At 57.0% G+C, this 24,136-nt stretch carries 25 protein-coding genes; 11 read left to right on the forward strand and 14 right to left on the reverse strand.

Going from position 1 to position 24,136, the window contains the following annotated elements:
* Nucleotide 1: 1 nt before the first annotated feature.
* From ACIQUH_RS17550 to ACIQUH_RS17565, 4 genes are all read right to left on the reverse strand, one after another.
* Nucleotides 2-664: a phosphoribosylanthranilate isomerase gene (locus ACIQUH_RS17550; RefSeq protein WP_400817311.1), complete on the reverse strand. Its 663-nt coding sequence runs from the start codon at nt 662-664 to the stop codon at nt 2-4.
* A 102-nt stretch (nt 665-766) separates the two neighbouring features.
* A complete protein-coding gene (locus tag ACIQUH_RS17555) occupies nt 767-1,534 on the reverse strand; it encodes a M48 family metallopeptidase (RefSeq protein ID WP_400817313.1) in 768 nt (255 codons plus the stop codon).
* A gap of 68 nt (nt 1,535-1,602) precedes the next feature.
* Nucleotides 1,603-2,835: a polyhydroxyalkanoate depolymerase gene (locus ACIQUH_RS17560; RefSeq protein ID WP_400817315.1), complete on the reverse strand. Its 1,233-nt coding sequence runs from the start codon at nt 2,833-2,835 to the stop codon at nt 1,603-1,605.
* A 123-nt stretch (nt 2,836-2,958) separates the two neighbouring features.
* A complete protein-coding gene (locus ACIQUH_RS17565) occupies nt 2,959-3,801 on the reverse strand; it encodes a fumarylacetoacetate hydrolase family protein (RefSeq protein ID WP_400817317.1) in 843 nt (280 codons plus the stop codon).
* A gap of 128 nt (nt 3,802-3,929) precedes the next feature.
* On the opposite strand from ACIQUH_RS17565, the gene ACIQUH_RS17570 reads away from it, so the two are divergent.
* Nucleotides 3,930-4,532 carry a nitroreductase family protein gene (locus ACIQUH_RS17570; RefSeq protein WP_400817319.1) on the forward strand — a complete coding sequence of 201 codons (603 nt, stop codon included), beginning with the start codon at nt 3,930-3,932 and terminating at the stop codon, nt 4,530-4,532.
* Nucleotides 4,533-4,630: 98 nt separating this feature from the next.
* On the opposite strand, the gene gyrB is transcribed toward ACIQUH_RS17570, so the two are convergent.
* From gyrB to ACIQUH_RS17595, 5 genes are all read right to left on the reverse strand, one after another.
* On the reverse strand, nt 4,631-7,066 hold the full coding sequence (gyrB, locus tag ACIQUH_RS17575; protein ID WP_400817321.1) for a DNA topoisomerase (ATP-hydrolyzing) subunit B: 2,436 nt from the start codon (nt 7,064-7,066) through the stop codon (nt 4,631-4,633).
* Between the two features lie 157 nt (nt 7,067-7,223).
* Entirely contained in the window at nt 7,224-7,589 is a 366-nt protein-coding gene (locus tag ACIQUH_RS17580) for a helix-turn-helix domain-containing protein (RefSeq protein WP_400817323.1), read from the reverse strand.
* Nucleotides 7,586-8,155: a Smr/MutS family protein gene (locus tag ACIQUH_RS17585; protein ID WP_400817513.1), complete on the reverse strand. Its 570-nt coding sequence runs from the start codon at nt 8,153-8,155 to the stop codon at nt 7,586-7,588. Before ACIQUH_RS17585 ends, ACIQUH_RS17580 begins: the two co-directional genes overlap by 4 nt.
* Complete coding sequence (locus ACIQUH_RS17590; protein WP_400817325.1) at nt 8,155-9,264, reverse strand: murein transglycosylase A; 1,110 nt, start codon at nt 9,262-9,264, stop codon at nt 8,155-8,157. The genes ACIQUH_RS17585 and ACIQUH_RS17590 overlap by 1 nt, the downstream gene beginning before the upstream one ends.
* Complete coding sequence (locus ACIQUH_RS17595) at nt 9,261-9,959, reverse strand: Tim44/TimA family putative adaptor protein (RefSeq protein WP_400817327.1); 699 nt, start codon at nt 9,957-9,959, stop codon at nt 9,261-9,263. Before ACIQUH_RS17595 ends, ACIQUH_RS17590 begins: the two co-directional genes overlap by 4 nt.
* A gap of 140 nt (nt 9,960-10,099) precedes the next feature.
* Here ACIQUH_RS17595 and ACIQUH_RS17600 point away from each other — a divergent pair, with 140 nt between their 5' ends.
* Both ACIQUH_RS17600 and secB read left to right on the forward strand, forming a co-directional pair.
* Nucleotides 10,100-10,648, forward strand: coding sequence for an FxsA family protein (locus ACIQUH_RS17600; RefSeq protein ID WP_400817329.1), 549 nt, complete (start codon nt 10,100-10,102; stop codon nt 10,646-10,648).
* 102 nt (nt 10,649-10,750) lie between these two features.
* A complete protein-coding gene (gene secB / locus ACIQUH_RS17605) occupies nt 10,751-11,233 on the forward strand; it encodes a protein-export chaperone SecB (protein ID WP_003521154.1) in 483 nt (160 codons plus the stop codon).
* Between the two features lie 102 nt (nt 11,234-11,335).
* Here secB and dnaQ read toward each other — a convergent pair whose 3' ends face one another.
* Genes dnaQ through ACIQUH_RS17630 form a run of 5 tightly spaced genes read right to left on the reverse strand, consistent with a single transcriptional unit; the run spans nt 11,336 to nt 14,940 of the window.
* Nucleotides 11,336-12,034, reverse strand: coding sequence for a DNA polymerase III subunit epsilon (gene dnaQ / locus ACIQUH_RS17610; protein WP_400817331.1), 699 nt, complete (start codon nt 12,032-12,034; stop codon nt 11,336-11,338).
* Complete coding sequence (coaE, locus tag ACIQUH_RS17615; protein ID WP_400817333.1) at nt 12,027-12,635, reverse strand: dephospho-CoA kinase; 609 nt, start codon at nt 12,633-12,635, stop codon at nt 12,027-12,029. The genes dnaQ and coaE overlap by 8 nt, the downstream gene beginning before the upstream one ends.
* Nucleotides 12,635-13,495: a shikimate dehydrogenase gene (locus ACIQUH_RS17620; protein WP_400817335.1), complete on the reverse strand. Its 861-nt coding sequence runs from the start codon at nt 13,493-13,495 to the stop codon at nt 12,635-12,637. Before ACIQUH_RS17620 ends, coaE begins: the two co-directional genes overlap by 1 nt.
* Complete coding sequence (locus ACIQUH_RS17625; protein ID WP_400817337.1) at nt 13,488-14,087, reverse strand: Maf-like protein; 600 nt, start codon at nt 14,085-14,087, stop codon at nt 13,488-13,490. Before ACIQUH_RS17625 ends, ACIQUH_RS17620 begins: the two co-directional genes overlap by 8 nt.
* 31 nt (nt 14,088-14,118) lie before the next feature.
* Nucleotides 14,119-14,940 carry a pyruvate, water dikinase regulatory protein gene (locus tag ACIQUH_RS17630; RefSeq protein WP_400817339.1) on the reverse strand — a complete coding sequence of 274 codons (822 nt, stop codon included), beginning with the start codon at nt 14,938-14,940 and terminating at the stop codon, nt 14,119-14,121.
* Between the two features lie 408 nt (nt 14,941-15,348).
* On the opposite strand from ACIQUH_RS17630, the gene hemE reads away from it, so the two are divergent.
* The 8 genes from hemE to ACIQUH_RS17670 all read left to right on the forward strand — a co-directional run bounded on the left by hemE (nt 15,349) and on the right by ACIQUH_RS17670 (nt 24,094).
* Entirely contained in the window at nt 15,349-16,383 is a 1,035-nt protein-coding gene (gene hemE, locus ACIQUH_RS17635; protein WP_400817341.1) for a uroporphyrinogen decarboxylase, read from the forward strand.
* Nucleotides 16,380-16,925 carry a protoporphyrinogen oxidase HemJ gene (gene hemJ / locus ACIQUH_RS17640; protein ID WP_400817343.1) on the forward strand — a complete coding sequence of 182 codons (546 nt, stop codon included), beginning with the start codon at nt 16,380-16,382 and terminating at the stop codon, nt 16,923-16,925. Before hemE ends, hemJ begins: the two co-directional genes overlap by 4 nt.
* Nucleotides 16,926-17,111: 186 nt before the next feature.
* Nucleotides 17,112-18,377, forward strand: a complete 1,266-nt coding sequence (gene rho, locus ACIQUH_RS17645; protein WP_004444236.1) for a transcription termination factor Rho — start codon at nt 17,112-17,114, stop codon at nt 18,375-18,377.
* 88 nt (nt 18,378-18,465) lie between these two features.
* Nucleotides 18,466-19,791, forward strand: coding sequence for a tRNA uridine-5-carboxymethylaminomethyl(34) synthesis GTPase MnmE (gene mnmE / locus ACIQUH_RS17650; RefSeq protein WP_400817346.1), 1,326 nt, complete (start codon nt 18,466-18,468; stop codon nt 19,789-19,791).
* A 64-nt stretch (nt 19,792-19,855) separates the two neighbouring features.
* A complete protein-coding gene (mnmG, locus tag ACIQUH_RS17655; protein WP_400817515.1) occupies nt 19,856-21,739 on the forward strand; it encodes a tRNA uridine-5-carboxymethylaminomethyl(34) synthesis enzyme MnmG in 1,884 nt (627 codons plus the stop codon).
* A gap of 11 nt (nt 21,740-21,750) precedes the next feature.
* Nucleotides 21,751-22,368, forward strand: a complete 618-nt coding sequence (gene rsmG / locus ACIQUH_RS17660) for a 16S rRNA (guanine(527)-N(7))-methyltransferase RsmG (protein ID WP_400817348.1) — start codon at nt 21,751-21,753, stop codon at nt 22,366-22,368.
* Between the two features lie 19 nt (nt 22,369-22,387).
* Nucleotides 22,388-23,182 (forward strand): ParA family protein, encoded by a 795-nt coding sequence (locus ACIQUH_RS17665; protein ID WP_400817350.1) that lies wholly within the window; start codon nt 22,388-22,390, stop codon nt 23,180-23,182.
* Nucleotides 23,183-23,212: 30 nt separating this feature from the next.
* Entirely contained in the window at nt 23,213-24,094 is an 882-nt protein-coding gene (locus ACIQUH_RS17670; RefSeq protein WP_400817352.1) for a ParB/RepB/Spo0J family partition protein, read from the forward strand.
* Nucleotides 24,095-24,136 lie beyond the last annotated feature (42 nt).

Below are 24,136 nucleotides of genomic sequence, written 5' to 3' on the forward strand. Positions count from 1 at the left end.
TTCAAGCTCCCTTTGGGCCTTTCGACCAATCATTCACCACATCGAAAAAAGCATCGATCTTGGACAAATCCTTGACGCCCGGCGCGCTTTCCACACCGGACGACAAATCCAGCCCGCTTGCTCTGGTTTCCGCCAAGGCCTCGGCGACATTATCCTTGTTCAGCCCTCCGGAAAGCATGTAATCCACACTTTCGTCAAGTGAGCGCAGGATCGTCCAGTCGAACGAGACGCCGTTGCCGCCCGGCAGGTCCGAACCGGCAGGCGCCTTGGCATCGAGCAGGAAACGGTCGGCTATGCCGATATAAGGCTCGATTTTGGCAAGATCAGCGGCATCGCGGATGGAAATCGCCTTCATCACAGGCAGGCCGTAAAGCGCCTTGATGTTCAGCAGCCGCTCCGGGCTTTCGCTGCCATGCAGTTGCAGGATATCCGGCTTTACGAGATCGACAATTTCATCGAGATAATCATTATCGGCATCGACGGTGACGGCGACTACCTTGGCAGCACCGCGGGCGGCTTCCGCCAGCCTGCCGGCAATATCGGGCTCGATGTTGCGCGGGCTTTTCTCAAAGAAGATAAAACCGACATGGGACGCGCCACGCCGGACGGCGCGCTCCAGCGCTTCCGGTGTCTTCAATCCGCAAATCTTGATATCCGGTTTCATACCCGCGACCTGACATGAAATGCGACAAGAGTCGAGCCAAATCGCATCCCTTATTGATGGAATGTTTCACGTGAATCCAGATGGCGATGCACGCCGCCTGTTTCAATCGAAATCGATGGCGTGAAGTTTGGAGCCGTGACGTTTCAGCCAGTCCTTGGCTTCATTTGTGTGCGGGCAGAGCTTTTCGCACAGCGCCCAGAATTTCGGGCCGTGGTTCATTTCGCTCAGATGCGCGACCTCATGGGCGGCGAGATAGTCGATGACCCTTTCCGGGGCCATGACGATACGCCAGGAAAAACTCAAATTTCCATCGTGGGAACAGGAACCCCACCGGCTGCGTGTATCCTTCATGCTGATGGACCGCACCGGCCGGCCGGCAGCGCGGGCGTGAATGACAACCAGCCGTTCCAGATCGGCCTTTGCTTCCTTTTTCAGGAAGGTCGCGATCCGTCGTCTCAAATGCTCGGGCGCGCCGCTGACTTTCAGGACGACCCCTCCATCAGCATCTTTCGCGATGTGGGTCAGGCCCCGCAGGCTGCCCGTATGTTCGATGCGATGGGAGATGCCTCTAATATCGATGGTCGCACCGGGACGCAGACCGTCATCAGGGCTGAACTTCAGAAGCTTGCCTTCCAGCCAGCCCTGATGCCTTTCGAGAAAATCATCCACCTGACGGTGATGCAGTCCCAGCGGGATCGTCAGCTTCAGCGCCCGTCCGCCCGGCTCAATGCGCAAGGTGATGCGCGTGGCCCGCGGGTTTTCCCTCACGCTGATCGGTATCTGCCGGCCCGCCACCGCAACGGTGCGCTGGCTCGGCGCGGCCTTCTTGGGCGCCGGCGACTTCAGGGATTTTCTCAGGAGCGAAAACATGAGCCCTTCATAGCCGATTCGTCGGTTGCTTGGCCACGCAAATGCATGACCTCGCCCGCCGCCTAACCCTAAGCAGCCTGATGCTTGCGGATGAAGTCCAGCATGCGCGGCACGATTTCCCTGCGGAAGCGCGAACCATTGAAGACGCCATAGTGCCCCACATCCGGTTGCATATAGTGAGCGCGCTTGTCTTCAGGGATGTTCCGGCAGAGATCATGGGCCGCCTTTGTCTGGCCGACGCCGGAAATATCATCATTCTCCCCTTCGACGGTGAACAATGCGACATTGCGGATGGCGGCGGGATCAACCGCCCTGCCCCTATGCAGCATCTTCCCCTTCGGAAGCGCATGGTCGATGAACACGGTTTCTACCGTCTGCAGATAGAATTCCGCCGTCAGGTCCATCACAGCCAGATATTCATCGTAAAATTCGCGGTGTTTTTCAGCGGAGTCGCCGTCATTCTTGACAAGGTTCAGATAAAAATCCTTGTGCGCCGTCATGTGCTTGTCGAGGTTCATGGACATGAAACCGGACAGCTGCAGGAAGCCGGGATAGACATTGCGGCCAAACGCAGGCTGCGGCCATGGAACCTGCATGACGACATTGTCGCGGAACCATTCAATGGGTTTCGCCTTGGCAAGACCGTTGACGGCGGTGGGGTTGATGCGCGTATCGATCGGTCCGCCCATCAGCGTCATGGATGCCGGCGCAAACGTGTCGCCATCCGCCTCCATCAGCGAGACGGCGGCCAATACCGGCACCGATGGTTGACAGACGGCGACCACATGCGTCCGCGGCCCGATCGCGCGCAGCATCTCGATGACATAGCTGATATAATCATCGAGATCGAAAGTGCCCTCGCTCACCGGCACCATGCGGGCATCGGCCCAATCGGTGATGTAAATATCCGCCGAAGGCAGCAACGCCTCCACGGTGCCGCGCAGCAAGGTGGCATAGTGGCCGGACATCGGCGCCACGAGCAGCACTTTCGGATCTGGTTGGCGGGCAGGATCAAGCTGTTTTTGGAAATGAACGAGATTGCAGAACGGGCGCGACCAGACGATCTCTTCGGCAACGGCGACGGTCTGGCCATCGACAATCGTCGTGCCAAGGCCGAATTCCGGTTTGACATAACGGCGCGTCAGACGCTCGAAAACCTCGAAGCCGGCATCGAGGCTTCTCCCGAACGCCGTGCTGGAAAGCGGGTTGAGCGGATTATTGCAGGCCTGGCGCATCATGTCGGCACCGGCGCGCAGCGGCGCCATGGCCGCGTGGTTCATTTCATAGAGGTGGTAGAACACTGATGACGCCTCCCTCGCGATCACGCTCTTTTTTTGACCATAGCAGCTTTTCGCAGGTGCACAAAATCGAAGGCGCCAGCGGTTTCCCGCCAGCGCCTCACTTTCCGTTGAACGCCGTGGCGATCAGATGTCGGCGACAAAAGTCTGCTTCTGGGAACCGAGACCCTCGATGCCGAGTTCCACCACATCGCCAGCCTTCAGGTAACGCGGCGGCTTCAAACCCATGCCGACGCCCGGAGGTGTGCCGGTGGAAATGACATCGCCGGGGTGCAGCGACATGAACTGGCTGAGATAGGAAACCACATGGGCGACGCCGTACACCATGGTCTTGCTGGAACCGTCCTGCATGGTCTGGCCATTGACCTTCAGCCACATGCCGAGGTTCTGCGGATCGGCGATTTCTTCCTTCGTCACCAGCCAGGGGCCGATGGGGCCGAAGGTGTCGCAGGACTTGCCCTTGGTCCACTGGCCGGCACGCTCCGTCTGGAAGGCGCGCTCGGACACATCATGCGAAACGCAATAACCGGCGACGTAGTCGAGAGCATCTGCTTCAGAGACGTATTTGGCAGTCTTGCCGATGACGACGCCGAGCTCGACTTCCCAGTCGGTCTTCTCAGAGCCGCGCGGAATGGTGACGTTATCGTTCGGACCGACGATGGCCGAGGTCGCCTTCATGAAAATGACCGGTTCCGGCGGTACGGTGGCACCCGTTTCGGCGGCATGGTCGGAGAAGTTGAGGCCGATGCAGATGAATTTTCCGGTACCCGCAACGCAGGCGCCGATGCGCTCATCGCTCAGGACCGGCAGGGTGGCGAGGTCGATTGCGGCGATCTTCTTGAGACCCTCCGGAGAAATCGCGTCGCCGCCGATATCTTTCACGTGGGCGGACAGATCGCGGACTTTTCCTTCCGCGTCGAGGATTGCTGGTTTTTCCTGGCCGGGCTGGCCAACACGCATCAATTTCATGGAACTCTCTCCCGGTTGTCAGACAAGGTGATGCATATATGAACGATGCATTCATACTTGTCACCCCTTGACTGCGCCAAGTTTCGAAAAATACCTTTTCCTTCCCGGCAATCAAAAGGACACGGCCCGTGACGAACAGCAATAACAGGCAATCCGAATATCCCGTCGATCCCCTTTTCCTCAACCGCTGGTCTCCGCGTGCCTTTGATGGCAGCCCCATGCCGGCAGAGCATCTGATGACCATTCTGGATGCGGCGCACTGGGCGCCCTCCGCCTCCAACTATCAGCCATGGCGGTTTGTCTATGCGCATAAGGAAAGCGAAGACTGGCCGCTCTTCGTGGAACTGCTGATGGAAGGAAACCAGCGCTGGGCAAAAAACGCCTCCGTGCTGCTCTTCGTCATTTCCCGCGACTACAACATCTCGCGCGAAGGCGAGAAAAAACCTTCGGCGACCCATTCCTTCGATGCAGGTGCTGCCTGGTTTTCGCTTGCCATGCAGGCCCACCTGCTTGGTTACCACGCCCACGGCATGGCCGGTATATTGAAGGACAAGATTGTTGAGAAACTGAACGTGCCGGAAGGTTACAAGGTGGAGGCCGGGGTTGCCATCGGCACACTGACCGACAAATCCGTTCTCCCTGATGATCTGGCGGAGCGGGAAGTGCCGAGTAAACGACTGCCCCTGGCGGATGTGGCCTTCGAAGGACGCTTCACCGGCAAGGTTGATTGATATTCTCCGAATGACAAAAGGCCCGGCGGAAATGAACCGCCGGGCCTTTTGTTAAATTTTCGTTTCACGTGAATCGTTTCGCGAAACGCTCCACGAGATTAAATATCGAGGTTGGCAACGCTCAGCGCATTTTCCTGGATGAAGTCGCGGCGCGGCTCCACTTCATCGCCCATCAGGCGGGCGAACAGGCCGTCGGCATCCGTCGCGTCGCTCACTCTCACCTGAAGCAGGGAGCGAACGTTGGCGTCGAGCGTGGTTTCCCAAAGCTGCTCCGCATTCATTTCGCCGAGGCCCTTATAGCGCTGCATGGAAAGACCCTTGCGGCCCGCGGCGAAAATCGCATCCAGAAGCGCGCGCGGACCGGCAAGCTCCATGGTGCCATCCTTACGTTGCAGGACCGGCGAAGTGGCATAGATATCGCGCGTGCGGGCTGCGAGCTGATCGATATGGCGGGCGTCAGCCGAACCGAGCAGGCCCATATCCAGCGTCGAGACTTCCTTGACGCCCCGCACCATGCGCTCGAAGCGCAAGCCGCCATCCTGCAGCACCGTGCCGGACCAGCCGCGCTCGGTTTCTTCCGCGATCATATCAAGACGCCGCGCCACTTCGGCAACGGTTTCCTCGGCGCGGGCGGCGTCGGCCGAAAGCTCGGGGTTCAGCGCACCGGCAATGGCGGCCTGTTCCACGATAGAGCGGCTGTAACGCGAATGCAGCCCATCGATCAGCGAGCGCATGCGCACCGCATCGAGAATGACTTCGCGAAGATCGGCGCCGATGCGCACTTCTCCGGAACCGAGCGTCAGCGACGCTTCCTCGATACCCATGGAAATCAGGTACTCTTCCAGCGCCTTTTCATCCTTGAGGTACTGCACGGATTTGCCACGCGTGACCTTATAAAGCGGCGGCTGGGCGATATAGAGATGGCCGCGCTCGATCAGCTCCGGCATCTGGCGGAAGAAGAAGGTCAGGAGCAGGGTACGGATGTGGGCGCCGTCGACGTCAGCATCCGTCATGATGATGATCTTGTGGTAACGCAGCTTGTCGGCGTTGAACTCGTCCTTGCCGATGGAGGTGCCGAGCGCCGTGATCAGCGTGCCGATTTCCTGGCTGGACAACATCTTGTCGAAGCGGGCGCGTTCGACATTGAGGATCTTGCCGCGCAGCGGCAGGATGGCCTGAGTTTCGCGCGAGCGGCCCTGCTTGGCCGAACCACCGGCGGAGTCACCCTCGACGAGGAAGAGTTCGGATTTCGCCGGATCGCGCTCTGAGCAATCGGCAAGCTTGCCGGGCAGAGAGGCGATATCGAGAGCGCCCTTGCGGCGCGTCAACTCGCGTGCCTTGCGGGCAGCTTCGCGGGCCACTGCCGCTTCGACCACCTTGCCGACGAGGATTCTTGCGTCGGAAGGATGTTCTTCCAGCCAGGTGGAAAGCGCTTCGTTGACAAGGCTTTCCACGACGGGACGCACTTCGGACGAAACGAGCTTGTCTTTCGTCTGCGAGGAAAACTTGGGGTCGGGAACCTTGACGGAAAGAATGGCCGTCAAACCTTCACGGCAGTCCTCACCCTGCAGGCTCACCTTTTCCTTTTTCAGGATGCCCGAGGTTTCGGCATAGGAAGTTACCTGACGGGTCAGCGCCGCGCGGAAACCGGCCATATGGGTGCCGCCATCGCGCTGTGGAATGTTGTTGGTAAAACAAAGCACGTTCTCGTGGTAGCTGTCGTTCCACCAGAGCGCGACCTCAACCGTAATGCCATCCTTTTCACCCTTGATGGCGACAGGCTTGTCGACCAGCGGCTTCTTGGCGCGGTCGAGATAACGGACGAAAGCTTCGAGGCCGCCATCATACAGCAGCTCTTCCTGCTTGATATCAGAATGGCGCTTGTCGGTGAGCAGGATGCGAACGCCGGAATTCAGGAATGCGAGTTCGCGCAGGCGATGCTCCAGCGTTCCATAATCATAGTCCGTCATGGTGAAGGTCTGCGGGCTCGCCAGGAAGGTCACTTCCGTTCCCGAGCGGCCTTCATATTCGCCAATGACGGAAAGCGGCGCATCGGCGACACCATGGGTGAAGCCGATTTCGTGCAGCTTGCCGTTACGGCGGATCCTGAGCTTCAGCCAGACGGAAAGCGCATTAACCACCGAGACACCCACGCCATGCAGGCCGCCCGACACCTTATAGGAGTTCTGGTCGAATTTGCCGCCCGCATGCAACTGGGTCATGATGACTTCGGCGGCGGAAACGCCTTCGGAAGAATGGATGTCGGTCGGAATGCCGCGCCCGTTATCCGTCACCGTCACCGATCCGTCGGCGTTCAGCGTCACCGTCACCAGATCGGCATGACCGGCAAGCGCCTCGTCGATGGCGTTGTCGACGACCTCATAGACCATGTGGTGCAGGCCGGAACCGTCATCGGTATCGCCGATATACATGCCGGGCCGTTTGCGCACGGCATCAAGGCCCTTGAGGACCTTGATCGAATCGGCTCCATATTCCGCGTTCGCGCCGACTTCGCTTGACGATGTTTCGGTCATAAATATTCTTTCCAAAGTTTTCTCGGGCCAGGTTTCCAGTGAGAGGGCCTGAAGCCAGCGAATCACTCAAATCCGACATGCGACTATAGAAATTCTACACCCAATCCCAAAGGCCGCATGCTTCAGGATGCTGCATAAAGCAGGGGATAGAGGGGTTTCAATCGCAAGAACGGCTTTTTTGCAGCACGGCTGACAGTTCCTCTACCACACTCGGCGGCAGCTTGCGAATATCCCGTGCCAGCCGGTTGGCGAAAGCGGTATATTGCGGCGGCAGGCCGATGGTGTCGATCACCACTTTCGGGTCCGATGAGCCGGCCAGAAAGAACAATTCCTCCGCCTCGTCCCAGATGATGTTGAAATATCCGGCGATGCGCTGAAGCAGATCGAAGCTCGGCTTGCCGCGCTTGCCATGTTCCAGCGCCGAGAGATAGGCGGGCGAAACGCCGATGGCGGCGGCCATTTCCCTCTGCGTCACGCCCTTGCGTTCCCGCAGTTGCCGCACGGCCTCCGCAAAGGGCGTCATGATTTTTCACTCCGCCGCCGCGAAAGCCGCACATAAAGCGCGCCGTCGCCGCCGTGATTGGCCGAGGCATCCTCATAGGACGAGATCAGGTGACGATATTCCGGTTTGGAGAACCACATGGGCACCGCCCTTTTCAAGGCGCCGTCGCTGCCGATGGAACGCCCCTTGCCCGTTATGACGAGTACATGCCGCAAACCGCGTTCATGCGCACGCAACAGAAAATCAAGCAGCACCGCATGGGCTTCGCTCTGGAACATGCCGTGCAGATCGATCCGCCCTTCCAGCGGCAGCCGGCCACGGGTGAGCTTGCGCTTGACCGGTTTTTCCATCGGCTGATGAATTTTCGGCTTTTTGTCCGGCGCTGGCGGCGTTGGTTCGGCCGGCTCCACAAGCATGCGCGGAAATGTGCTTTTGCCTTCCTGCAGAACCTTGGATTCCGCCAGAGGTTCCTCCATGCCATCGAAAGCCAGCAAGTCTTCCAGCCTGCCGGAGATCGGACGCGTGGTTTTTGCGACCTTTCCCCACAGAATGCGTTCTTCCTTACCGAGCTTGCGACTGCCCTTCATCACCGATACCTCTGCGCAGCAACCCGCGGTATCAATATATAAAACTCGGCCTCATTGCGCACCGTACCGGCAAGCTCTCCCGCTTCGAAACCCGAGCCGGTGAAAATATCACCACGCGCCGGGCCGACGATCGCCGACCCCGTATCGAGCGCCAACATCAGCCGGGCAAAAGGTTTTCCGTCGTCCAGATGGGTGAGCGACGGTGAATGGATGAAGAAGGGAAGCCCGAACGTATGAATGAGCCGGTCCACGGCAAGCGCTCGCCCGGCGACAAGCGGCACCTTGGCGGCGGCAATCGGTCCCATATCCTGATCGGCGACATCCGCCTCCCGGAAAAAAATGTAGGAGCGGTTATGCCATAGCACCCCATCCACCTCGTCCGGGTGTTCGGCAAGCCATTTGCGGATCGTCTGCATCGACACGGTTTTCGGATCGAGTTCGCCACGATCGAGCAGCAGACGGCCAATCGGCGAAAAAGCATGTCCGGCCTTGGCCGCATAGGTGATGCGCTTTACCGCACCGTCTGGAAACACCAGGCGCGCCGCACCCTGGACATGAACGAAAAACAGGTCGACCTTCGATCTTGCCCAGGCAATCTCAAGGCCCCTGCCCTCCAGAAACCCTTCATCGATCTCCCGGCGGTCGGGAAAATAGGAAATACCGTTTTCATCCGCCCTGCCGAAAGCATAGGACGTATCGAAGCCGGCGGGCCGATTGGCATCGTCGACATCGACCAGTTCCGGCGGCCGGCGGTAAATAGGATAACGCCAGGTGTCGTCGGGCTTAGACGATACTTCCAGTTCGGGTTCGTAAAAGGCGGTCACGAAACCGCTTTTTCCCTCAGATGGAGAAATCCTGAAAGGCACGCAATTGGTTTCAAAAAACCGGCGCGCCATTTCAGGACTGTTTGCATCGCTCTTCTCAGCGACTTCCAGAAGCGAGACCAGTTCCGCCGCCGTGACCCCGAGCGCGCCGGTCCTGTAAGGTTTTGCGCTCCGAAGATGCGACAGGATCGTCGCCATCGCCGGAAAAAGCTTGCCCGGATCGTCTTGCCGCCATCCGGGCAGGTCGCTGAAAGAAACTTCTTCGATCGAAAAGGGCGCGGTCATTGCTCGGATTCGGTAGCGATCAGCTTCCAGTTCGGATCGCGCGAGCGAATATCGCGCGAGAAGGTCCAGATGTCGTCCACCTCCGCAACCGCATCCGGATCGCCATCCACCAGCTTGCCATCCTTGTCATAGGTGGCCGAAATCAGCTGGCTGACGATCCTCAGCGTGATCTGCACTTCGGAATCGCGCACACCGGCCTGGGTAATATCTGCCTTCTCGATGCCCACAAAGGTGGACTTCACCACCTCGCCGCGACCTTCCCGCTCGGAAATCGCCGCTTCGAAACCATCGAAGACCTCCTTCGACAGAAGGTTCTTGAGCGTCTTGCGGTCGCCATCGGCAAAACCCATGACGATCATTTCATAGGCCATACGCGCACCGTTCAGGAATTCCTTCGGCCCGAAGGACGGATCCCTGGTCATCACCTCACGCAGCGAAGCGTTGAGCGGCGTATCGACGGGCGCAAGCGCATCCGCCTCGGCGAAACGATTTTCGTCGTCGGCCTCATTGCGCCGCGGCAGGGTCACGACCTTGTTATCCTCCGTGACGGGGCCTTTTGCCACGTCGCGCGGGCTATAGGGGTCGAATGGCGGCTTTTCATTGCCTGTGCGACGGCCGAGGACACTGCGCAGCTGAAAGAAGATCAGCACCGCTGCAACGAGAAAAAACAATGTGATAAAGTCGCTGAAGCCCATCTTTTACCAAAACCGCCATTTAAATTCGAAAACCACACCCTCATATAGTCTGCATCTTATCATCATTCAAATGTGCAGATTCAATCATCGGTGTCCCGGGAACCGGCAATCTGCCAGAGATGCACACGCAAGGCTAGAAGATGCGTTTTTCCTTTCTCCCCATCGTCATCCTGATGATGCCCATCCTCGAAATTGCCGGTTTCATCATCGTCGGCAAGGCGATCGGCTTGTGGCTGACATTGGCGCTTGTCCTGTTCACCTCGTTTCTGGGGTTGCTCATCCTGCGGCTGGGCGGCATCGGCATGGTAAGAAACCTTCAGGATGCGGGCCGCAGCGGTGCGCAGCCGGCGGATGAGCTGGTGAATGGCGCCATGCGTGTCGTTGCCGGAATCCTGCTTTTCATCCCGGGCTTCATTACCGACATTCTCGGCCTTCTGCTTCTGTCGCCGGCCGTGCGGCGGTTTATCTGGAAAGCCTTCGGACCGCGTGTCGTCGTGGCGGGTTCGTTTCGGCAATCCAACCAGCAATCCGGTCCTAAGCCCGGTGACTTTTCCGGCTTTCGCAACGGCCCGGGACAAGCGGGCAATTCGAAGGTGGTAGACTTGGACGAAGAGGAGTTTCACCGCGAGGAGCCGAAGGGCTCCCCATGGTCGCATAAACCTGACGATCGCGACCTGCCCAAACCCTGACCCCGGGCGGAATGGGTGACGATGAGCCGATCACGAAGGGTTGTAAGGCCCCGGTCGAAATGATAGACCGCCTTCCACGAATTCACGCCGTGAGGAAACGTAATGACCGCTGAAAATGGTGCACAGGGCGCAGTAAGTCCTTCCCTCAATATTCTTGCCCAGTACATCAAGGATCTTTCCTTCGAAAATCCGGGTGCTCCTCGCTCGCTTCAGGCCCGTGACAATGCGCCTTCGATCAACATCAATGTCAACGTCAACGCAAACCCGATCTCCGGTTCGGATTTCGATGTTGTCCTGACGCTGAACGCGGAAGCCAAGGATGGCGACAAGGTGCTGTTCGCGGCCGAGCTGGTTTATGGCGGCGTGTTCCGCATTGCCGGCTTCCCGCAGGAGCATATGCTGCCGGTGCTGTTCATCGAATGCCCGCGCCTGCTGTTCCCCTTCGCGCGCCAGATCATTGCGGACGTTACCCGCAATGGCGGCTTCCCGCCGCTGATGATCGATCCGATCGATTTCGCGCAGATGTTCGCCCAGCGCGTTGCCGAGGAACAGGCCAAGGCCAAGGTTCAGGCCGTACCGAACTAAATGACGCGGCTCTACGCTGCAGAATTCAGACAAAACAAAACCCGGGTTCATGCCCGGGTTTTTCTTTGACAGCGCTTATCATTTCAGGTGCCTGGACCGGCATCAATTCTGGTAACGGTTCCAGATCGCCTTGTCGCCCATGCCGAGAACGAGTTTGCCATGGGCCGCGACCGTTTCCGCATCCAGCCTCGAGGGCAAAGCCCGCGGCCTTTGCAGCGGCTCAAGCGGCACGTCTTCCTCGACGATGATGGTTTCCTGCTTGGCCGCCGAACCGAAACCGAGCGCCGTCTGGCGCCCGCCGATCATTTCAATATAAACCTCGGCAAGCAGCTCGGAGTCGAGAAGCGCGCCGTGCTTGGTACGGTGGGAATTGTCAATGCCGTAACGTCGGCAGAGCGCGTCCAGCGAGTTCGGTCCCATGGGGTGCTTGCGGCGAGCGAGCGAAAGCGTATCCGTCACAAGATCGGCGGCAACGGGCTCAATACCGAGACGGGCGAATTCCGCGTTGATGAAGCCCATGTCGAATGTGGCATTATGCGCCACCCAGCGCGCGCCATCGAAGAAGTCACGAATCTGGTCGACGACCTCGGCGAATTTGGGTTTGTCTTTCAGAAACTCGTCGGTAATGCCGTGAACGGCAAGCGCATCAGGATGAACCTTGCGGTCTTCCGGGCTGATGTAGAGATGCAGCGTGCGACCGGTAGGAAAGTGGTTGATCAGTTCGATACCACCAATTTCAATCACGCGGTCCAGCTTCGATTCCAGGCCCGTGGTTTCCGTATCGAAAATGATCTCACGCATTCATCTCTCCGCGGCGCGACTCAGCGGCCAGTTTCTGCAAAATCTCTCTTACCTGATCCCGTGCCGCTTCGACACCATTTCCGGAATCGACGATAAAATCCGCACGCCGGCGCTTTTCTGCATCGGGCATCTGCCGGGCCAGGATCATTTCGAATTTCTCTTCCGTCATGCCGGGACGGGAGAGAACCCGCTCTCGCTGAATCTCCGGTGCACAACTGACCACCACGACTTTATCGACGCGGCTTTCCGCCCCGGTTTCGAACAGCAGCGGAATATCGAGGAGGGCGAATTGCAGACCGTCCTTCCTCGCCTGCGCCAGAAAAGCCTCCTGCCTTCCACGCACCAGCGGATGCACGATCTCCTCCAGTCTGCTGAAATTAGCCGGATTCTCCCGCAAGACCTCACCGAGTTTCTGCCTGTCCACTGCCCCGGAAACGGTCGTACCCGGAAAGGCTGCTTCGACCAGCGGAACGGCTTCCGCCCGGTAAAGCCCGTGCACGACCTCGTCCGAATCGAGAACCGGAACCCCTTCTCCCGCGAACAACTTCGCCGTCGTCGTTTTTCCCATTCCAATCGAGCCGGTGAGACCGATGACGATCATCAATGTTTCTCCATATCCTCGATGATGAGAGAACGCAGGGCCTCATCGACATCAGGCGTTTTGCCGAACCATCGCTTGAAACCGGGTTTTGCCTGATGAAGCAGCATGCCGAGCCCGTCGACGGTTGCGACGCCCTGCTCTTCCGCCATTTTCAGGATCGGGGTTTTCAACGGCACATAAACGATATCCGTCACGACGGCCTGAGCGGCCAACGGCGAAAAATCAAGATGCGGCGCTTCCGTTCCATCCATGCCGAGCGATGTCGTATTCACGAAAAGCCCGGCACCCTGCATGACCTCATGAAGCGCTGCCTGGGGATGGGAAAAGACCCGCGGTCCAAAACGGTCGGCCAGTTCGCGCGCCCGTTCAACCGTACGATTGAGGACATGGATTTCGGCAATACCGCGATCACGCAGCGACTGAATGATCGCCCGGCTTGCACCGCCGGCGCCCAGAACCACTGCCCTGTCGGTCCTGTCCCAGCCCGGATGCCGCTCATCGAGATTGGAGACGAAACCATAACCATCCGTATTGGTGGCGTGGAGTTCGCCCTCCTCCATCCACACAGTGTTGGCGGCACCGAGTTCTTCCGCCAGGGCATCGGGCCTGTCTGCCAGCCGATAAGCCGCTTCCTTATGGGGAATGGTGACATTGCCGCCGATGGCCGTGCCCGGTTTGCCCTGCTTCAGCGTTGCGATGAAATTCGCAAAATCATCCGGGGCAACTTCCACGGCCTTGTAGGAACCGGCAATGCCGAATTTCTTCAACCAGTAGGAATGGATAATAGGCGATCGCGAATGCTTGATCGGGTAGCCGACAACGAAGGCATTTATGGTTAATGTTTCACGTGAATCAGCCATCGATGACATCCATGTCGCGCAGTTTCGATAAAAGCGGTAGAAGCGGTAGGCCGAGAATCGTGAAATAATCGCCCTCGATCGAGGTGAATAGCTGGATTCCTTCCCCTTCGAGCTGGTACGCACCGACACTGCTCAAGGCCTTTTCTCCCACCCGTTGCAGGTGACGGGAGACAAATTCGGCACTCAAGGCCCGAACGCTTAGCTCGGCGCTGGAAACGATCTGCCACACCACCTCGCCATGTCGGACGAGAACGGCAGCGCTGTTCAGGCGATGGATCTCGCCGGACAAGGACAGCAAATGCTCTTGCGCCTCCGCCATGGTTTTCGGCTTGTGATAGACGCGGGCGCCAAGCGCCATGGTCTGGTCGCAGCCGAGAACCAGCGCATCCGGGTAAAGCGCGCCGACGGCGAGAGCCTTGGCCTTGGCGAGTTCCAGTGCCACCTCTTCCGGGCTGGCTCCGTCTTTCTCCAGCTTCTCGTCGAGCGCGCGCTCGTCAATATCCGCCGGGATGGCCGAAAATGTCAGCCCCGCATTGCGCATCAACATCTGGCGGGATGCGCTGGACGAGGCGAGGATCAGTTCCTGTTTCATCGACTGTCTGCTCCGAATGATGCGATTCGGATTATCGTGTCCTTGGGCGGAGGGCAAGGATGGCTGCAGCCGTTTCCTCGATGGAGCGGCGCGTGACATCGATCAGCGGCCAATTATTACGGGCGCAGAGCGCACGTGCATATTTCAGCTCTTCCATGATGGTGGCGCGATCCGTGTAGCGGCCACTGTCAAATCCGCCCGTTGCGCCCAGTTCCCGGTTTTCGCGCACCTGGGATATGCGATCCGATGTTGCGACGAGACCGACGATCAGCGGCCGGGTGGCGGCATAGAGGCTGTCGGGCAGAGGCACATTGGGAACGACCGGTATATTGGCCGTCTTTATTCCCCTATTGGCGAGATAGATGCTGGTGGGCGTTTTTGAGGTGCGGCTGATACCGATGATGACGATATCCGCCTCGTCATAGGTTTCCGGCATTTGCCCGTCATCATGATCCATGGCGAAATTGAGCGCCTCGATCCGGGCAAAATAATCCGCATTCAGCGCATGCTGCGCACCTACCCGCCGTCTGGAAGGCGCTCCGAGATAGGTCTGGAAGATGCCGATGATCGGTTCCAGGACATTGACGCAGGGTACGCCAATCGCATGGCACCGCAGGTCCAGAAACTCCGCGAGCTGCTGATCGACGATTGTATAGAGAACGATGCCCGGTTCCTTGTCGATGAGATCAACGACCTGCGCGAGCTGCTTCTGGTTGCGGATCATCGGATAGACATGTTCCACCGGCATGGAAGCGTGAAACTGGGCCGAGACCGCGCGGCCGGCTGACATCAGAGTCTCTCCCGTTGAGTCCGAAATCAGGTGCAGATGGAAGAAGCTTTTTTTGTTCTCCACGCTGTTTTTCTCCCGCTGTTGATAAACCGGGACAAATTCCCGAATTGTCCTGCGGGCCAAACCGCGACGTGAATAAGGTGGTGTTTTTCCACAATCCGCAAGTGGCTTCAATCGTCCCTGGCGCGACTGTGAATTGTTGGAAGAATGGAAAACCGTCCAAAATTTTCCCCGGACTATCCACAGGTATACCGTTTTCCGGTTATTACATAAATAAATGAAATCATTGATAAAATTTTGGTTTTCCAGATTATTCCGGAACAAGTCCGCCAATGATATCCGCAGGCGAGTTCCAAACTTTGTGGCTGCGGCATTTCGACTGGAATGATTTTAATCCTTGCTACCCACAGACTCTAAGAAATAGAAAATCTTTTAAATCTCTTTGATTTTATTTTTTAGAAGCTGGGTGCCATGAGCGAACGCAAGGTTATGACGGTGTTGAACGGGCGGACGGTCACACCGCCGCCCATATGGCTGATGCGGCAGGCCGGTCGTTACCTTCCCGAGTACAGGGAAACGCGCAAGAGCGCCGGTAGTTTCCTCGATCTCTGTTATAATCCCGAACTGGCGACGGAAGTCACTCTCCAACCCATTCGTCGGTTCGGGCTCGATGCCGCCATTCTCTTTTCCGATATTCTGGTGATACCCGACGCGCTTCACCGCAACGTGTCTTTCAGCGAAGGAAAGGGTCCGGCCATGGACCCGATCGATGTCAGCGGTATCGAGACGCTGGATGCCGCAAATGTCATGGCGCATCTTTCTCCCGTTTTTGAAACCGTTTCCCGTCTGCGCACCTCTTTGCCCGATGAAACGACGCTTCTCGGTTTTTGCGGCGCGCCCTGGACGGTTGCGACCTATATGATTGCGGGACACGGAACGCCGGATCAGGCCCCGGCGCGGCTGTTCGGTTATCAGGAGCCGGCCGCCATGGAAAAGCTGCTCGCTTTTCTGGCGGATGTTTCCGCCGATTATCTGGTGGCGCAGATCGACGCCGGAGCCGACGCGGTTCAAATCTTCGATTCCTGGGCCGGCGTGCTCGGTGAGAAGGAATTTGAGAATTATGCGATAAAACCCGTTGCCCGCATTATCGCATCGGTGCGCGCCCGCCGGCCTTCGGCAAAGATCATCGCCTTCGCCAAGGGGGCCGGTTATCTTCTCAAGGATTATCGCCGCAAGACGGGCGCAGACGCCATCGGGCTCGACTGGTCGGTGCCCCTGAGCTTTGCCAGGGACTTGCAGAAAGAAGGACCCGTGCAGGGCAATCTCGACCCCATGCTGATGGTGGCCGGCGGCAAGGCGCTGCAGGATGGTATAGATGCCGTGCTGCAGGCTCTGGGAGAGGGTCCCCTGATCTTCAATCTTGGCCATGGCATCACCCCGCAGGCCGACCCGGAAAACGTCACCCGGCTTGTGGAGCGGGTGCGTGCCGGCGGAGCGGGAGCATGAGCGACGAAAAACAGACCTCCGCCCGTTCCGGAAACCGGGCCGCTTTGCGCGCCGGCATCGCACTCGGTGTTTTTGCTGCTTTCGTCGCCCTGTTATTTTATGCCGATCCGGCCGATCTCTATCTCTGGATCAAGGCGCTGCATATCATCGCCGTCATTTCCTGGATGGCAGCGATTTTTTACCTGCCGAGGCTCTTCATCTATCACACCGATGCACCCGCCGGTTCGCAGCAATCCGAAACTTTTAAGGTGATGGAGCAGCGGCTGATCAAGGTGATCATGAACCCGGCGATGATGATATCCTGGATATTGGGACTTTATCTCGCCTGGTCGGTCTATGGTTTTTCCGGTGGCTGGCTGCACGCCAAGATCGCGCTGGTGGTGCTTCTGACCGCGACCCATGTTTATTTCACGCGCAGTGCAAAACGGTTCGCGCGGGATGAAAATACGCGGCCAGCCCGTCACTGGCGGTTGATGAACGAGGTTCCGACGCTGTTGATGATCCTCATCGTCATACTTGTGGTTGTGAAACCCTTCGGTTAAGACGGTGCGACGATAAATTTCGCGGAATTCGTGCTTTCCTCTTGCAGCGGCCGTGTTCAATCGCTATTTTCGGACCACTCATCTTCGTGGCATGTGAATTATTCAGTCATCTGCGGTATCTCCCACAGCATCTGATTCGCGAACACGCCCTCCCCCGACATTACATTATCAAACGGTCTTCTCTTCATGGCTGAAATGAAGCTTCAGGAACTTAAGAGCAAATCGCCTACCGACTTGCTGACTTTTGCCGAATCCCTGGAAGTTGAAAATGCGAGCACAATGCGCAAGCAGGAGCTCATGTTCGCAATCCTCAAGGTTCTCGCGAGCCAGGACATTGAAATCATCGGCGAAGGCGTCGTTGAAGTCCTGCAGGACGGTTTCGGGTTCCTGCGATCCGCAAATGCAAACTATCTGCCCGGTCCGGACGATATTTATATCTCGCCCTCGCAGATCCGCCGCTTCTCGTTGAAGACCGGCGATACCGTTGAAGGCCCGATCCGCGGCCCCAAGGAAGGCGAACGTTACTTCGCGCTTCTCAAGGTCAATACGATCAATTTCGACGATCCGGAAAAGATCCGTCACAAGGTTCACTTCGACAATCTGACGCCGCTTTACCCGAATGAGCGCTTCAAGATGGAACTGGATGTTCCGACGTCCAAGGATCTGTCGTCGCGCGTCATCGATCTCGTCGCGCCGCTCGGCAAAGGCCAGCGCGGACTGATCGTGGCGCCGCCGCGCACCGGTAAGACGGTTCTGCTGCAGAACATCGCCCATTCCATCACGGCAAACCATCCGGAATGTTACCTGATCGTTCTTCTGATCGACGAGCGTCCGGAAGAAGTGACCGACATGCAGCGTTCCGTGAAGGGTGAGGTCGTATCCTCCACCTTCGACGAACCGGCCGTTCGTCACGTGCAGGTCGCTGAAATGGTCATCGAAAAGGCGAAGCGCCTGGTTGAACATGGCCGCGACGTTGTCATTCTGCTCGATTCCATCACGCGCCTTGGCCGCGCCTATAACACGGTCGTTCCCTCCTCCGGCAAGGTTCTGACCGGTGGTGTGGATGCCAACGCCCTGCAACGCCCGAAGCGTTTCTTCGGCGCGGCGCGTAATATCGAAGAAGGCGGTTCGCTGACGATCATCGCCACGGCGCTTATCGATACCGGCAGCCGCATGGATGAAGTCATCTTTGAAGAGTTCAAGGGTACAGGTAACTCGGAAATCGTGCTCGACCGCAAGGTGGCCGACAAGCGCATCTTCCCGGCGCTGGATATTCTTAAATCCGGTACGCGTAAGGAAGATCTGCTGGTGCCGCGTCAGGATCTGCAGAAGATTTTCGTTCTTCGCCGTATTCTGGCACCGATGGGGACGATGGATGCCATCGAGTTCCTGATCGACAAGCTGAAGCAGACCAAGAACAATTCAGATTTCTTCGAATCGATGAATACCTGATCCGAACTTTAGCCGGATTCATCTTGAGAGCTTTAAAGCCGTATCCGTTTATTCGGATGCGGCTTGACTGTTTTAGACCGAGGTAGTGATGCGAGCTTCCGCCGATACGATCTATGCGCTTTCCAGCGGTGCCTTGCCGGCGGGGGTGGCTGTTCTCAGGATCAGTGGCCCCAAAGCTTTTGATGCCCTGCAGATGCTGACGGGCCGGGAGCTTCCGTCACCACGAAAGGCCACGCTCTGCTCGATTCGGAATCGAAATGATGAGATTATCGACCAAGCGCTGGTGATGGTCTTTCCAGCTCCGAATTCCTTCACCGGCGAGCATTGCGTTGAAATTCATAGCCATGGCAGTCGCGCGGTCGTGGCTTCGATTTTTATCGAACTTGAAAATCTCGAAGGAGTGAGGCCCGCTGACGCTGGCGAATTTTCCCGTAGGGCCTTCGAAAATGGCAAGATGGACCTGCTGGAGGTCGAGGGTCTCGCCGATCTGTTGCAGGCCGAAACGGAAATGCAGCGGCGGCTGGCGGTGGAACAAAGCACGGGCAAATTGTCGGCACTCTATGATGGCTGGGCCAGTCGCCTGACACGGGCTCGCGCTCTCATCGAAGCCGAACTGGACTTTGCCGACGAGGAAGATGTCCCCGATTCCGTAGCGGCCCAGGTTTGGGATGCAATGACGCAATTGAGGGATGAAATCCGCGCTCATCTGCAGGGCAGCAGTGGTGAGATCATTCGTGATGGGTTCAAGGTTGCGCTTGTCGGTGAACCGAACGCCGGCAAATCCACTCTTCTGAATGCCCTAAGTGGTCGCGACGTGGCGATCGTTACCGATATAGCCGGCACGACGAGAGATGTTTTGAGCGTCGATATCAATTTGGACGGATATCTGGTCCGAATATTTGATACGGCGGGAATTCGGGAAACACAGGATGTCGTGGAACTGGAAGGCGTACGGCGCGCGGTTCTCACGGCAGAGACGGCGGATCTTATCCTGCTATTGCAAGATAAGGATTCGTTTCCGAAACAATCTCTCGGATCATTCGAAAACCAGCGCCATTTGCGGGTCAGGACAAAAACAGCACTTCATTCTCTCGCTTCGGAGGATGGATTTGATCTGTCTATCTCAGCCAAGGAAGGGATAGGCTTGAACCAATTGCGTTCGGTGCTGAAGCGGGAGATAGAAAAACGGGTCGGTGCCGGCCAGACTTTGGTTCCTGCCCGTGCCCGTCATAAAAAACGACTTGAAGAGACGCTGAACTATGTTAGTGATGCGCTCGATTCCGGGGCCCTGGACCTTGCTATAAGGTCGGAATATTTAAGGCTCGCCGCGACATCGCTTGGACGGATCACCGGCCGTGTTGATGTGGAAGATTTGCTTGGCGTGATTTTCTCGGAATTCTGCATAGGAAAATGATTCACGTGAAACATCGGCGGTCGATGGCGGCGATGTGGACGCGGACAGCAAAGGGCGCAAGGATATGCACCAGTCATATGATGTCATTGTTATTGGCGGTGGTCATGCCGGCAGCGAAGCTGCGGCTGCTGCAGCAAGGCACGGTGCAAAAACCGCTCTTGTGACGCATAAACGCGAGACGATTGGCGTCATGTCCTGCAATCCCGCCATTGGCGGTCTCGGCAAGGGACATCTGGTTCGTGAGATCGATGCGCTGGATGGCTTGATGGGCCGGGTTGCCGATGCGGCAGGTATTCAATTCCGTATGCTCAATCGCAAAAAGGGGCCGGCTGTCCGCGGGCCGCGCACGCAGGCCGACCGGCGGCTTTATCGTGAAGCCATGCAGCACGAAATCGCTGCCATTGAAAATCTCACCATTATCGAGGGCGATGCTTTCGATATTGAAATGGCCAATGATCGGGTTGCCGCCGTTATCTTAAATAATGGTAGCCGGATTCCCTGTGGCGCCGCCGTGCTGACAAGTGGTACCTTCCTGCGTGGCCTCATTCATATCGGCTCCGAAAAGATTCCGGCCGGTCGCGTGGGAGAAATGCCCTCTCTCGGTCTCTCGGAAACACTTTCGCGGCTTGGTCTGGTTATGGGGCGCCTGAAGACCGGCACCCCCGCCCGGCTCGATGGACGCACGATTGACTGGAATGCCGTGGATCGGCAGGCAGCTGATGAAGATCCTGTCCCCTTTTCCTTCATGACGGACTATATTCTAAATCCACAAATCGAATGTGGCGTAACGCGCACCACTCCAGCCGGCCATAAGATCATTCAGGACAATATTCATCTGTCGGCGATGTATTCCGGCCAGATCGAAGGAGTCGGTCCGCGTTATTGCCCGTCCATAGAGGATAAGATCACCCGTTTCGGTGAACGGGACGGTCATCAGATATTCCTCGAGCCGGAAGGTCTCGACGATCACACTATCTACCCAAATGGCATATCGACGTCCCTTCCCGCCTCTGTTCAGGAGCAATTTATTCGAACGATACCCGGCCTTGAACAGGTTGCGATCCTGCAGCCGGGTTACGCCATCGAATATGACTATGTCGATCCGCGTGAGCTAAAGCCGTCGCTGGAATGCCGCAAGATTCCGGGATTGTTTCTAGCCGGGCAGATTAATGGCACGACGGGATATGAAGAAGCGGGCGCCCAGGGGCTCGTTGCCGGGTTGAACGCTTCGCTTTATGCGGGCGATGCCGATCCGGTCTATTTCAGCCGAACCGAGTCCTATATCGGCGTCATGATTGATGACCTGACATCGAAGGGTGTCAGCGAGCCCTACCGCATGTTTACGTCGAGGGCGGAGTATCGCCTTTCGCTGCGCGTGGACAATGCGGATCTGCGACTTACGCCGCTCGGCCAGATGGCTGGTATTATCGGTCGTGAGCGGCAAGAGCGTTTCGCAAATTTCTTGTCCGATCTGGATCGCGGTCGAGAGTTGATGAAGGCGATTTCCATCAGCCCATCCCAGGCGGCCAAGCAGGGGTTGAAACTCAATCAGGACGGTCAACGCCGGTCTGTCTATGAATTGCTGGCCTATCCGGACATGACTCTCGAAGTCCTTACTGAACATTGGCCCGAATTGCGTACTCTTGGCGGGAAAGTTGCCGAAGTCTTGCAGATCGAGGCAAGTTATGCGGTCTATATGCAGAGGCAGAGCGCTGATATCGTCGATATCAAACGGGACGAAGACAGGAAAATCCCTGACGACTTTGATTTTAAAAGTCTGTCCGGTCTCTCCAATGAACTTAAACAAAAGTTGGAAAAAGCTCGTCCTGAGAATATTGCTCAAGCCGCTCGTGTTGACGGCATGACACCGGCTGCGATATCGCTGCTACTCGCACTTCTGCGGAAGGATTCCGCAACGCGAAGTGAAAAATTACGCATGCACCAATAGCGAGTCGGATTATGAAGATAAACGGCCAGAGTGTTTCACGTGAAACACAGGAAAGGCTCGAACATTTTGTCGAGCTTTTCAAGAAGTGGAATAGAACCACAAATCTGGTAGCGCCTTCCACTCTGGCCGAGCTTTGGAATCGGCATGTGGCCGACAGCGCGCAAATATTCCAACTCTCTCCTCAGCCAAGAAAATGGATCGATCTTGGAAGCGGCGGTGGATTCCCCGGCGTTGTCACCGCGATCTTTCTCGCGGAGCTCGGCGACGGCTGGGTCGATCTGATCGAAAGTAACAATAAAAAGGCGGCATTCTTACGAATTGCTCTCAAGGAAACCGGTGCTAGAGGCACGGTCCACCCCGTCAGAATCGAGACGGCGCCGGAAATTGTCAAAAATTGCGACGCTGTTTCAGCCCGTGCGCTTGCCGAGCTCGATCTGCTTTTTGATTATATTCACCCATGGGCGCAAAATAATCCAAATCTCAAGGCCTATTTTAATAAAGGCCGGGATTATGATTCCGAAGTGCAGAAAGCACATGGTCGCTGGGAGTTTGATCTGGTAAAACATCAGAGTGCCATTGAGGCAGATTCTGTTGTTCTTGAAATCAGTAACCTCGCTCTGAGGCGCTGACAAGCTGGCCAGGTGCGGCATGACTTTTGAAAAAAACCGGATTATCGCAGTTGCAAACCAGAAGGGCGGCGTTGGCAAAACAACAACCGCCATCAATCTGGCGACCGCGCTGGCGGCTATTGGTGAGCGCGTGCTGATTGTGGATCTGGATCCGCAGGGTAATGCCAGTACCGGACTTGGAATTGACCGCAAGGAACGCAAGCTTTCGTCCTATGATCTTCTGGTGGGAGATCATGGAATCGCGGAAGTCGCTGTTCCCACGGCGGTTCCTAACCTCGACATCGTGCCTTCCACGATGGATCTGCTCGGTTTCGAGATGCAGGTCGCGAATGTTTCAAACCGCGTTTTCCTGTTGCGCGCGGCAATGGAAACCCAGGAGGCTAGAGGTTATTCCTATATTCTCGTCGATTGCCCTCCTTCTTTTAATCTTTTGACCATGAATGCCATGACGGCGGCACATTCTGTTCTGGTTCCGCTGCAATGCGAGTTCTTTGCGCTGGAGGGTCTTAGCCAGCTGTTGGATACGGTCAGTCAGATCCGTGGTTCGGTCAATCCGCAGCTGGATATACAGGGCATTGTTCTCACCATGTTCGATGCGCGAAACAATCTTGCGCAACAGGTGGTTACGGATGTGCGCACGCATCTCGGAGAAAAGGTTTACCATACGCTCATTCCGCGCAACGTGCGTGTTTCCGAAGCGCCTTCTTATGGTAAACCGGCAATTCTTTACGATCTGAAATGCGCTGGCAGTCAGGCCTATTTGCAGCTGGCGTCGGAAGTGATCCAGAGAGAGCGTCTGCGTAAAGCCGCCTGACGTTTGCCGGAATGTATGGAGTAATATCTTATGAGTGATGATCTTTCCAAGCGTCGGCTGGGGCGCGGTCTTGCCGCATTGATTGGCGAAATGGATCAACCGGTGCCGGTGGGTGAGCCTCAGCGCGCTGTTAACGCCGATCGCACCATTCCGATCGAATTCATCGCTCGCAGCCAAAGAAACCCGCGGCGCCATTTCGATGAAAATGAGCTTCAGGATCTTGCGGCCTCCATTCGTCAGCATGGAATAGTTCAGCCTGTGGTCGTGCGAACGGTTGGAGTCAACCACTACGAGATTATTGCGGGTGAGAGGCGCTGGCGTGCTGCGCAACTTGCGGGCTTTACCGATGTCCCTGTCATTGTTCGCGATGTCGATGACCGCACGGCACTGGAACTGGCCATTGTCGAGAACGTGCAGCGCTCCGATCTCAATCCGCTTGAAGAAGCGATGGGATATGAACAGTTGATCGCCGAACACGGTTATACCCAGAACGATCTCGGCGAAATCATCGGCAAGAGCCGAAGCCACGTTGCCAACAGTCTTCGGCTTCTGAAGCTTCCCGATCCGGTGCGTGATATGCTGGCGGATGGTTCGCTTTCGGCAGGTCACGCGCGGGCACTTGTTTCCACATCCGATCCGGCCACGCTTGCGAAAACAATCGTCTCCAAGGGGCTTTCGGTGCGCGATGCCGAGCGTCTGGCGCAGAACGACATCAAATCGCAAGGGGATGTCGCGGAGAAGCGACCCGCTGCGGAGAAGGATTCCGATACGATCGCGCTTGAGCGCAGCCTGTCCGATGCTCTCGGACTGGATGTAAAAATCAACCATAGGGGTGGATCGGGGCAAATCCGTATCGGTTATCGGACGCTGGAACAGCTCGAAGCGGTATGCCGTCTTCTCGAGCAGAAATAAGTAACTATTTGTTTTATAATAAAAATACCCGCCGAAAGCGGG

Source organism: Agrobacterium sp. NPDC090283 (assembly GCF_044769685.1).
GTDB lineage: Bacteria > Pseudomonadota > Alphaproteobacteria > Rhizobiales > Rhizobiaceae > Agrobacterium.